This is a genomic window from Streptomyces sp. NPDC006265 (assembly GCF_040613555.1).
Classification (GTDB): Bacteria; Actinomycetota; Actinomycetes; order Streptomycetales; family Streptomycetaceae; genus Streptomyces.
Genome location: NZ_JBEXSH010000260.1, coordinates 1 through 10257, shown reverse-complemented (window position 1 = coordinate 10257; position 10257 = coordinate 1). Strand labels below are relative to the sequence as shown.

Annotated in this window: 7 protein-coding genes and 2 pseudogenes; 7 read left to right on the top strand and 2 right to left on the bottom strand. The window is 69.7% G+C overall.

Features of this window, described 5'->3' with window-relative positions; genetic code table 11:
- The 6 genes and pseudogenes from ABZ281_RS21495 to ABZ281_RS21470 form a co-directional block, all read left to right on the top strand.
- A pseudogene (locus tag ABZ281_RS21495) lies at nucleotides 1–189 on the top strand (ATP/GTP-binding protein); the annotation flags it as partial.
- A gap of 297 nt (nucleotides 190–486) precedes the next feature.
- Complete coding sequence (locus tag ABZ281_RS21490; protein WP_356657713.1) at nucleotides 487–1518, top strand: ABC transporter permease; 1032 nt, start codon at nucleotides 487–489, stop codon at nucleotides 1516–1518.
- Between the two features lie 79 nt (nucleotides 1519–1597).
- Entirely contained in the window at nucleotides 1598–3283 is a 1686-nt protein-coding gene (locus ABZ281_RS21485) for an ABC transporter substrate-binding protein (RefSeq protein WP_356657711.1), read from the top strand.
- Nucleotides 3284–3357: 74 nt separating this feature from the next.
- On the top strand, nucleotides 3358–4350 hold the full coding sequence (locus ABZ281_RS21480) for an ABC transporter permease (protein ID WP_356657709.1): 993 nt from the start codon (nucleotides 3358–3360) through the stop codon (nucleotides 4348–4350).
- 26 nt (nucleotides 4351–4376) lie between these two features.
- Nucleotides 4377–5477 carry an ABC transporter ATP-binding protein gene (locus ABZ281_RS21475; protein ID WP_356657707.1) on the top strand — a complete coding sequence of 367 codons (1101 nt, stop codon included), beginning with the start codon at nucleotides 4377–4379 and terminating at the stop codon, nucleotides 5475–5477.
- Between the two features lie 26 nt (nucleotides 5478–5503).
- A complete protein-coding gene (locus tag ABZ281_RS21470) occupies nucleotides 5504–6583 on the top strand; it encodes a dipeptide ABC transporter ATP-binding protein (RefSeq protein ID WP_356657705.1) in 1080 nt (359 codons plus the stop codon).
- A 464-nt stretch (nucleotides 6584–7047) separates the two neighbouring features.
- On the opposite strand, the pseudogene ABZ281_RS21465 reads toward ABZ281_RS21470, so the two are convergent.
- Nucleotides 7048–7383: pseudogene (locus ABZ281_RS21465) on the bottom strand (MBL fold metallo-hydrolase); the annotation flags it as partial.
- 61 nt (nucleotides 7384–7444) lie between these two features.
- Complete coding sequence (locus tag ABZ281_RS21460; RefSeq protein WP_356657703.1) at nucleotides 7445–8800, bottom strand: dipeptidase; 1356 nt, start codon at nucleotides 8798–8800, stop codon at nucleotides 7445–7447.
- A 190-nt stretch (nucleotides 8801–8990) separates the two neighbouring features.
- Here ABZ281_RS21460 and ABZ281_RS21455 point away from each other — a divergent pair, with 190 nt between their 5' ends.
- Nucleotides 8991–10232, top strand: a complete 1242-nt coding sequence (locus ABZ281_RS21455; protein ID WP_356657701.1) for a geranylgeranyl reductase family protein — start codon at nucleotides 8991–8993, stop codon at nucleotides 10230–10232.
- Nucleotides 10233–10257 lie beyond the last annotated feature (25 nt).

Sequence of the window (10257 nt, the reverse complement as noted above, 5' to 3'; positions counted from 1 at the left end):
ATCCTGCACTCCGACGAGGCGGGCGGGCTGCTGCTGCCCGGCCCCGAGCTGCGCGCCTGGCGGTTCGTCACCGAGGAGGAGGCCGCCGACCTGCTGCCCCCGGTGCGCTACGAGCGGCTGCGCTGGGCCCTGCGGGCACGCGAACGCGGAGCCGCGCTCTATCTCGAGGCCGGAGTGCCGGTCGGCTGACTCCGGGCCCGCCCTTTACCCGGCACGGGGAGTTCCGAGGGAAAAGCAAAAGGAAACGACGCCCGGGGCACGGCCAATTGCTGCCCAAGGGATCTCCCTCGAACATTCACGCGGTGGGTAATCGCATTCCCCGCTCTCGTCAACACTTTTCCATGTCCGCAAACAATCCCTTTTCTCGCCCCTGTGCGGCTTGACCGGACTCGCACGCCATTGCGAAAGTCCGCAGAGTCTCACGGCGGAAGCAATGGCCGCCACCCAATTTCCTTGCCCCAGGGGCAGATCCGGGATGTCCGTACGATGACCACGCAACACCAGCCGCTCGATTCCGGCGGCGGCACCGCGCTGCTGACCGAGCCGTCGACGCAGGACTCCAGACCCGGCGGCACGGTTGTCGCCGGCCGCTCACCGGCCCGGATGGCCTGGCGGCGGATCAGGAGGGACAAGGTCACCACGGCCGCCCTGGTGGCCACCCTCCTGTTCATCGCGATCGCCCTCCTCGCGCCGGTACTCACCGCGGTGACCGGCTGGGGACCGATCACCCCCGACAACAAGGCGGTCAACCCGGACACGGGCAATTTCCCCTACGGATCGCTGGGCGGCATCAGCGCCACGCACCTGCTAGGCGTCGAACCGGGCACCGGCTACGACCTGTTCGCCCGCATCGTCTACGGCCTGCGCACCTCCCTCTACGTGGGATTCGCCTCGGCCGTACTGTCCACCGCGGTCGGAGTCGTGGCCGGACTCGCCGCCGGATACTTCGGCGGCTGGGTCGACTCCCTGCTGTCCCGGATCATGGACGTGATGCTGGCGTTCCCCCAGCTGCTGTTCATCATCGCGCTCACCCCGGTGATCCAGAACGCGCTCCAGACCAACACCCACGGCGGCACCGACGAGAACCTCCGACTGCTCGTCCTGGTCCTCAACATCGCGGTCTTCGCCTGGGCGTACACCGCCCGCCTGGTGCGCGGGCAGGTACTGTCCCTGCGTGAGCGGGAGTTCGTCGACGCCGCGCGGCTGATGAGCGCCGGCCGCCGGCACATCCTCTTCCGGCAACTGCTTCCCAACCTGTGGGCGCCGATTCTGATCTCCTTCGCGCTCGCCGTGCCGCAGAACATCACCACCGAGGCGGCGCTGTCGTACCTGGGCGTCGGTGTCATCCCGCCCAACCCCGACTGGGGCGCCCTGCTCTCGGACGCCTCCCAGTTCTTCCTCCAGGACCCGATGTACCTCTTCGTGCCCGGTGTCCTGCTCCTCGTGCTGGTCCTGGCGCTCAACCTCCTGGGGGACGGCGTCCGGGACGCCCTGGACCCCCGCGCCCGGCGCGGCTGACCCAAGCCACCCCCCGAGTATCGGCGCGACGGCCCCACGCACGGCCGCCGAGCCCGTAGCAAGAAACGGAGTTTCCTCAATGACGCGCAGCACGCGCAGCACGCGCAGATCGCGCACGGTCGCTCTCACGGCCTCAGCCGTGATGATCGCCCTGGGGGCCACCGCATGCGGAGGGTCCTCCGGCAACAGCGGCAGCGGAGCCCCCGGCAAGGGCGGCACCCTGACCATCCTCGACAAGGCGGACTTCGACCACCTCGACCCGCAACGCGTCTACACGACCGAGGGTTCGAGCATGGACGAGGAGATCGTCCGCACCCTCACCGGCTGGGACGAGACGGGCTCGACCCCGAAGCTGGTCGGCGACCTCGCGACCGACACCGGAACGCAGTCCAAGGACGCCAAGGTCTGGACGTTCCACCTGCGGCACGGAGTCAAGTACCAGGACGGCACGGAGGTCACCGCGCCGGACGTGAAGTACGGCGTGGAGCGGTTCTTCTCCTCCGACATCAACGGCGGCCCGCCCTACGCGGCCCAGTGGCTCGTCGGCGGCTCCGGCTACAAGGGCCCCTACAAGGGCAAGGAGCTCGCCTCCATTCAGACGCCGGACAAGTACACGATCGTCTTCCACCTGAACCAGCCGGTGGCGGACTTCAACGAGACCACCGCGATGCCCGGCTGGTCCGCCGTGCCCAAGGCCCATGACACCGGCTCGACGTACGACACCAAGGTCTGGTCCGACGGCCCGTACATGATCAAGTCGTACACCAAGAACAAGGAACTGGTCCTCACCAGAAATACCCACTGGTCGCAGGCGACGGACCCGATCCGGCAGCAGAACGTCGACGAGATGAACGTCCGGTTCGGCCAGGACGAGTCGGCCATCGATCAGCAGATCAAGGCCGACGCGGGCACCGCCCAGACGTCGATCCAGCAGTGGCCGATCGCGGGCTCGGATTTGGCCCAGCTGGCCAACGACCCCTCGCTGAAGAGCCGCTACTACAAGATCCCCGCCCCCGGTATCAACTACCTGGCCATCAACACCACCCGGGTGAGGAACCTGAAGGTCCGTCAGGCGATCGAGTACGCCGTCGACAAGACGACGGTCCGTGGTGCCTTCGGCGGCTCCGCCTACGGGGACTACGCCACCACCATGCTGAGCCCCGGCATCGGCGGCTACAAGAAGTTCAACCTGTACAGCGCCAACCCGGCGGGCAACCTGGCCAAAGCCAAGGAGTTGATGAAGCAGGCGGGCAACCCGAAGCCGACGATGTCGATCGCGGTGGAGAACACCCCCACCCATGAGCACTTCGCCGACGCGGTGAAGAACGCGCTGGAGCGCATCGGGATCCACGTCAACATCTCCCCGATCGACGCGTCGAGCTACTTCAGCACCATCAACAACACGAAGAACCAGTACGACCTGACCTGGGGCGACTGGATCGCCGACTGGCCGAACGCCTCCACCGTGCTGCCCACCCTCTTCGACGGTCGGCTCATCAAGAAGAATCCGCAGGCCAACCAGGACCTGTCCTACCTGAACGACCCGAAGGTCAACGCGCTCATCGACAAGGCCGCCGAGATGACGGACGTCAAGCAGCGGAACGCCGCCTACGGGCAGATGGACCAGCAGATCCTCAAGGACGCCGCCGTGGTCCCGCTGATGTACATGAACTTCGGCGACATGTCCGGCTCCAAGGTCGGAGGGGTCATCCCCGACACGATCCTGGCCGAGCCGAGCCTGGTTCACGTCTACGTCAAGCACTGACGCCTCTCCACCAGACCCCGCCGGCGGCCCCGGCCGCCGGCGGGTATCCCACTCACGTCAGGTCCCGGCACCCCATGTTTCGTTACCTCATCAGACGCCTGCTGGCAGCGGCCCTGATCATGCTGGTGATCACCACGATCACCTTCTTCATCTTCTTCGCGCTGCCGTCCGACCCCGCACTCCTGGCCTGCGGAAAGACCTGCTCGCCCTCGCGCCTGGCGGAGATCAAGCACTCGCTGGGCCTGGACCAGAGCTACCTGACCCAGTACTGGGAGTTCCTCAAGGGACTGTTCGTCGGCCGTGACTTCGGCGACCAGAGCGTGCGCATCCACTGCGGCGCGCCCTGTCTCGGCGTCTCCTTCCAGACCGACACCCCCGTCCTGGCCACCCTGCTGTCGGACTTCCCGGCGGACCTCTCCCTCGGTCTCGGTGCCGCGGTGGCCTTCCTGGTCCTGGGCGTCGGCCTCGGCACCGTCGCCGCCGTACGCCGGGGCAGGGCCGCCGACAAGGCAGCGGTCGGAGTCGCCCTGTTCGGCGTGTCGGTGCAGATCTACTTCATCGGTCTGCTGCTGCTCTACCTCTTCGTCGACAAGTTCCAGATCCTGCCGACCTCCGGCTACACGCCGATCACCGATGACCCGGCCGGCTGGTTCCAGGGGCTGGTCCTGCCGTGGACCACCCTGGTCATCGTCTACCTCGCGATGTACACCCGGCTCACCCGCTCCTCCATGCTGGAGGTCTTCGCCGAGGACTACATGCGCACCGCCCGCGCCAAAGGCCTGCCGGCCGCCACCGTCGTCCTCAAGCACGGACTGCGGGCCGCCATCACCCCCATCATCACCATCTTCGGCATGGACGTCGGCTCCCTGATCGGCGGCTCCGCGGTCATCACCGAGTCGGTGTTCGGCATCAACGGCATCGGCAAACTCGCGGTCGACTCCGTCCAGAACTCCGACCTGCCGGTCATCCTCGGCACCACGCTCTTCGCCGCGACGTTCGTCGTCATCGCCAACGTCGTCGTCGACCTGGTGTACGGCCTCGTCGACCCGCGCGTGCGCCTCGCCTGAGCCCTTCTTCGTCCTTAGGAACACCCGTGTCCGTTCAGACCTCACCGCAGCCCGCGGACGTCGCACCGACGCCCGCACCCTTCCTCGACGTACGCGACCTTCGGGTGCACTTCCCGACCGAGGACGGCCTCGTCAAGTCGGTCGACGGCGTCTCCTTCACCCTGGAGAAGGGCAGGACCCTCGGCATCGTCGGCGAGTCCGGCTCCGGCAAGTCGGTGACCTCACTGGCCCTGCTCGGACTGCACAAGGGCACCCGCGCCCGGGTCTCCGGCGAGATCTGGCTGGAGGGCCGGGAACTCGTCGCCCTGCCCGAGGCCGGGATGCGCGCCCTGCGCGGCCGCACGGTCTCCATGATCTTCCAGGACCCGCTCTCCGCGCTGCACCCCTTCTTCACCGTCGGCTCGCAGATCGCCGAGGCCTACCGGGTGCACCACAAGGTCTCCAAGAAGGAGGCCGGGGATCGCGCGGTGGAGATGCTGAAGCGGGTCGGCATCCCGCAGCCCGAGCGCCGGGTCGGGGACTACCCGCACCAGTTCTCCGGCGGCATGCGTCAGCGCGCCGTGATCGCCATGTCCCTGGTGTGCGACCCGGCCCTGCTCATCGCCGACGAGCCCACCACCGCCCTGGACGTCACCGTCCAGGCGCAGATCCTGGACCTGATCCGCGACCTCCAGGAGGAGTTCGGCTCCGCCGTCGTCATCATCACGCACGACCTCGGCGTGGTCTCCGACGTCGCCGATGACATCCTGGTGATGTACGGCGGCCGCCGCATCGAGTACGGCACCACCCGCGACGTGCTCAAGCAGCCCCAGCACCCCTACAGCTGGGGCCTGTTGCAGTCGATGCCGCACCTCAGCGGCGACGTCGGCGAACGGCTCGACCCGATCCCCGGCACCCCGCCGAGCCTGATCAACCTGCCGGACGGCTGCTCCTTCCACCCCCGCTGTGCCTACAAGGGCTGGGAGCCCCAGGGCCGTTGCACGGCGGAGCGGCCCGAGCTGCGCCTCGTCTCCGGCAGCGAACGGCACCTCGCCGCATGCCATCTCAGCGACGAAGCCAAGCAGGAGATCCGCGTCGGGGCCGGTCCGGACGACCGGGGCACCGCAGCCGCACGGGCCGCACAGTGACGGCGGCGGACGAAAGGGACCATGCCGTGAGCATCACCGAGCCCCTCACCGGGCAGAACACCGACCGCCCCGCCGGCGAGAACCTCCTGGAGGTGCGCGATCTGCAAAAGCACTTCCCCATCCGACAGGGCATCCTCTTCCAGCGGCAGATCGGGGCCGTCCGGGCCGTCGACGGCATCGACTTCTCGGTGGGGCCGGCCGAGTCGCTGGGCCTGGTCGGCGAGTCCGGCTGCGGCAAGTCGACCACGGGCCGCCTGATCACCCGGCTGCTCGAACCCACCGGCGGCTCCGTCGTCTTCGACGGCGAGGACATCACGCACCGGTCACCCGGGCGGATGCGGGAGGCCCGCCGCAACCTCCAGATGATCTTCCAGGACCCGTACTCCTCGCTGAACCCCCGGCACACCGTCGGCACCATCATCGAGACGCCGATGCGGCTCAACGGCATCAACCCGCCCCATGGCCACAAGAAGCGCGCCCGGGAACTCCTGGAGACGGTCGGGCTCAACCCCGAGCACTACAACCGCTACCCGAACGAGTTCTCCGGCGGTCAGCGCCAGCGCATCGGCATCGCCCGCGCCCTCGCCCTGCGGCCCAAGCTGATCGTGGCCGACGAACCCGTCTCCGCGCTGGACGTCTCCATCCAGGCGCAGGTCGTCAACCTGCTCCAGGACCTCCAGCGGGAGTTCGGCATCGCCTTCGTGTTCATCGCCCACGACCTCGCCGTCGTACGGCACTTCTCCGAACGGGTCGCCGTGATGTACCTCGGCAAGATCGTCGAGGTCGCCGAGCGGGAGTCGCTGTACACCGGGCCCCGGCACCCCTACACGCACGCGCTGCTGTCCGCCGTGCCCGAGGCCGACCCGGACGTCCTCGACCGGCGCGAACGCATCCGGCTCGCCGGCGATGTGCCCTCTCCGATCGACCCGCCCTCCGGCTGCCGCTTCCGCACCCGCTGCTGGAAGGCACAGGAGAAGTGCGCCCTGGAGGAGCCGCGACTGGTACGTGTCGAGGGCAGCCCCTCGGGCCATCTGACCGCCTGCCACTTCCCCGAGGAACCGTCCGTCACCGCCCGCGAGGAGGACATCGTCCTGGACCCGGCCTAGCGCTGTGACCGGGAAGGTTCGCCGAGTTCGTGGCCGCGGTGGTCGGATGGGTGGTGGCTTCCATTCCAGAGGGGCGGCGTCAGCGTTCGCTGACTTAAGACGGTGGGCGCGGCAGGTTCCCGCATCTTTCGTCGCACTGAGCCCCTCTGTCTTCGCAGGCTTCTTACGGTGGGCCGGGTTCATTCGCCCGCCTCACTATTCCTGGCGGGTCGCGCCGTGGAGGTGCCGACCCGCCAGGACCAAGAGCTGATCGGTCTACCGGGAACGCACAACGGCCTTCAAGACCTCGTGGACGGTCCTGGCGGGGTGGCCGAGGGGGGCTTCCGGCGTGGGGTCGGTGAGGTTGAACTCGCCATTGCGCGATGCGGCGAACATCGTCAAGGAGAAGTCGGCAGCTGGCCGCGGTATCCCGCCGGCGACTGCGATGTCTTCGCCGAACATGTGGCCGGCAAGCAGACCACCGGCAGCGGCCGCTCCCCGTCCTCGAACACCGGCGGCGGGCCCGGGACGTCCCCGCGCACAAAGGGCGCGTCGAGCCGGTGGACCAGCACCTCGGCGCCGCTCAGCGCGGCGAAATCGCCCGCCCCGCCCGCGTGGTCCTCGTGGAAGTGGGTGAGCACGATCCGCCGTACGTCCCGGGGATGCCGGCCGAGGGCGGACACCGCCTCGGCGATCGCGGCACCGGAACCGGCCGGGCCGGCGTCGGCCAGGGTGAGTTCGCCGCCGTCGGGCCAGAGATAGGCCTGGCCGACCGGGAAGCGCAGCAGGTGCAGGCGGGGGGACAGTTCGATGACGTCCATGGGACGACCCCAGGGAAGGCCCCCTTCCGAGGACGAGGGCCTTCTGCTGCGGGCAGAGCGGTCAGCTCGCCGCGTAGGTGCGCAGGAACAGCGCCTCCGCCACCGACAGCCGCTCCAGCTCCTCGGGGGACACGCTCTCGTTCACCGCGTGGATCTGGGCCTCCGGCTCACTCAGCCCGATGAGCAGGATCTCCGCACGCGGATAGAGCGCGGCCAGCGTGTTGCACAGCGGGATCGACCCGCCCTGCCCCGCGTACTGCATCTCCTGCCCCGGATAGGCGACCGCCATCGCGGCCGCCATGGCCTGGTACGCCGGGCTGGTGGTGTCGGCGCGGAACGGCTGGCCCTCGCCGATCTGCTCGGTGCTCACCCGGGCACCCCACGGCGTGTGCGCCTCCAGGTGCGCCTGGAGCAGCTTGGTCGCCGCGCCCGCGTCCACACCCGGCGGCACCCGCAGGTTGATCAGCGCACGGGCGCTCGCCTGCACCGACGGGGTGGCGCCGACCACCGGCGGGCAGTCGATGCCGATGACCGTGACGGCCGGCCGCGCCCAGATGCGGTCCGCGACCGTCCCGGACCCGATCAGTTCGACGCCGTCCAGCACCTTGGCGTCCCGGCGGAACTGCTCCTCCCCGTACTGGAGTCCCTCCCAGCCCGCGTCACCGGAGAGCCCCTCGACGGTCGTCGAGCCGTCCTCGGCGCGCAGCGAGTCCAGCACGCGGATCAGCGCGGCCAGCGCGTCGGGAGCGGCACCGCCGAACTGGCCCGAGTGGAGGTTGCCCGCGAGCGTGTCGACCTGGACGCGCACCATGGTCATGCCGCGCAGGGTGGAGGTGACGGTCGGCAGGCCGACCCGGAAGTTGCCCGCGTCGCCGATCACGATCGTGTCCGCCGCCAGCAGGCCGGGGTGTTCCTCGGCGTACCGCTCCAGGCCGCCCGTGCCCATCTCCTCGGAGCCCTCGGCGATCACCTTCACATGGACGGGCACGCCGCCGTTCGCCTTCAGCGCACGCAGCGCCAGCAGATGCATGATCAGGCCGCCCTTGCAGTCGGCGGCCCCGCGCCCGTACCAGCGGCCGTCCCACTCGGTCAGCTCGAAGGGCGGGGTCGTCCAGGCGGCCTCGTCCAGCGGCGGCTGCACGTCGTAGTGGGCGTAGAGCAGGACGGTCTTCGCGCCCTTGGGGCCGGGCAGACAGCCGTAGACCGACTGTGTGCCGTCGGGGGTGTCGAGCAGAGCCACGTCCTCGAAACCCTCGGCGGCGAGCGCGTCCGCGACCCAGCGGGCGGCGCCCTCGCTCTCGCTCCTGGGGAACTGGTCGAAGTCCGCCACCGACTGGAAGGCCACCAGTTCGGTGAGCTCCTCCTTCGCCCTGGGCATCAGCGAGGCGACGGTCTCGGCGACCGGATTCGACGACATGGGCACGCTCCTCGTGGGTGCGACGTTGTACGGATGCGTACCTCTCGGTACGCGGTGATCGTGTGGTGTGGGCACGGCCCCGTGTAAGGGGCACCCACGCTGCCGATCCTCCCACAGCGGCCTGCGGTGACCGCCGCCGTAGGATGCGGGAGACAGCGGCAGGCGGCTTGATCGGGAGCAGTAGACCATCGTGAGCAGCGAGAACTCTTCGGCGGACGACGCGCGGCAGGTGTGGGACGTCGTCGTGGTGGGCGCGGGACCCGCGGGCGCTTCGGCCGCGTACGCGGCGGCAGTGGCCGGCAGACGCGTGCTGTTGCTGGAGAAGGCCGAGCTGCCGCGGTACAAGACCTGCGGAGGCGGCATCATCGGCCCGTCGCGCGACGCCCTGCCGCCCGGCTTCGAGCTGCCGCTCAGGGACCGGGTGCACGCGGTGACCTTCTCGAACAACGGCCGCTTCACGCGCACGCGCCGCTCCAAGCAGATGCTCTTCGGGCTGATCAACCGGCCCGAGTTCGACCAGCAGCTCGTCGAGCAGGCGCAGAAGGCGGGCGCCGAGCTGCGCACGGGTGTCACGGTCCAGCGGGTCGAGCAGCACGGCTCGACGGTGCCGGACCGGCGCACCGTCGCCGTGGTCCTGCAGGGCGGCGAGGTCGTGCTCGCCCGGGCCGTGGTCGGGGCGGACGGCAGTGCCAGCCGCATAGGGGCGCACGTCGGGGTCAAGCTCGCCCAGGTGGACCTCGGCCTGGAGGCGGAGATCCCGGTGCCGGAGACCGTCGCGGAGGACTGGAAGGGGCGGGTGCTCATCGACTGGGGGCCGATGCCCGGCAGTTACGGCTGGGTCTTCCCCAAGGGCGGCACCCTGACGGTCGGGGTGATCTCGGCCCGTGGCGAAGGCGCCGCCACCAAGCGGTACTTGGAGGAGTTCATCGGCCGGCTCGGCCTCGCCGGCTTCGAACCGAGCATCTCCTCCGGGCACTTGACCCGCTGCCGCGCCGACGACTCCCCGCTCTCCCGCGGGCGGGTGCTGGTGTGCGGTGACGCCGCGGGGCTGCTGGAGCCGTGGACCCGCGAGGGCATCTCGTTCGCGCTGCGGTCCGGCCGGCTGGCGGGGGAGTGGGCGGTGCGGATCGCCGAGGCGCACGACGCCGTGGACACGCGCCGGCAGGCTCTCAACTACGCGTTCGCGGTCAAGGCCGGGCTCGGGGTGGAGATGAGCGTCGGCAAGCGGCTGCTCGCGGCGTTCGAGCGCCGTCCCGGGCTGTTCCACGCGGCGCTGACGGGCTTCCGCCCCGCGTGGAGGGCGTTCAGGGAGATCACGCAGGGCTCGACGTCGCTGGGCGAGATCGTGCGCACGTATCCCCTCGCCCAGCGTGCCCAGGCCGCGATGGACCGCCGTCCCGCCGCGGACGCGGAGGTCAGCTCGTCCGAGTGATCACGAAGACGGGGTGGTCCGGGGC

Coding starts and splice junctions, on each gene's coding strand:
- ABZ281_RS21490 (WP_356657713.1), top strand. CDS start 487: ATGACCACGCAACACCAGCCGCTCGATTCCGGCGGCGGCACCGCGCTG.
- ABZ281_RS21485 (WP_356657711.1), top strand. CDS start 1,598: ATGACGCGCAGCACGCGCAGCACGCGCAGATCGCGCACGGTCGCTCTC.
- ABZ281_RS21480 (WP_356657709.1), top strand. CDS start 3,358: ATGTTTCGTTACCTCATCAGACGCCTGCTGGCAGCGGCCCTGATCATG.
- ABZ281_RS21460 (WP_356657703.1), bottom strand. CDS start 8,800: ATGTCGTCGAATCCGGTCGCCGAGACCGTCGCCTCGCTGATGCCCAGG.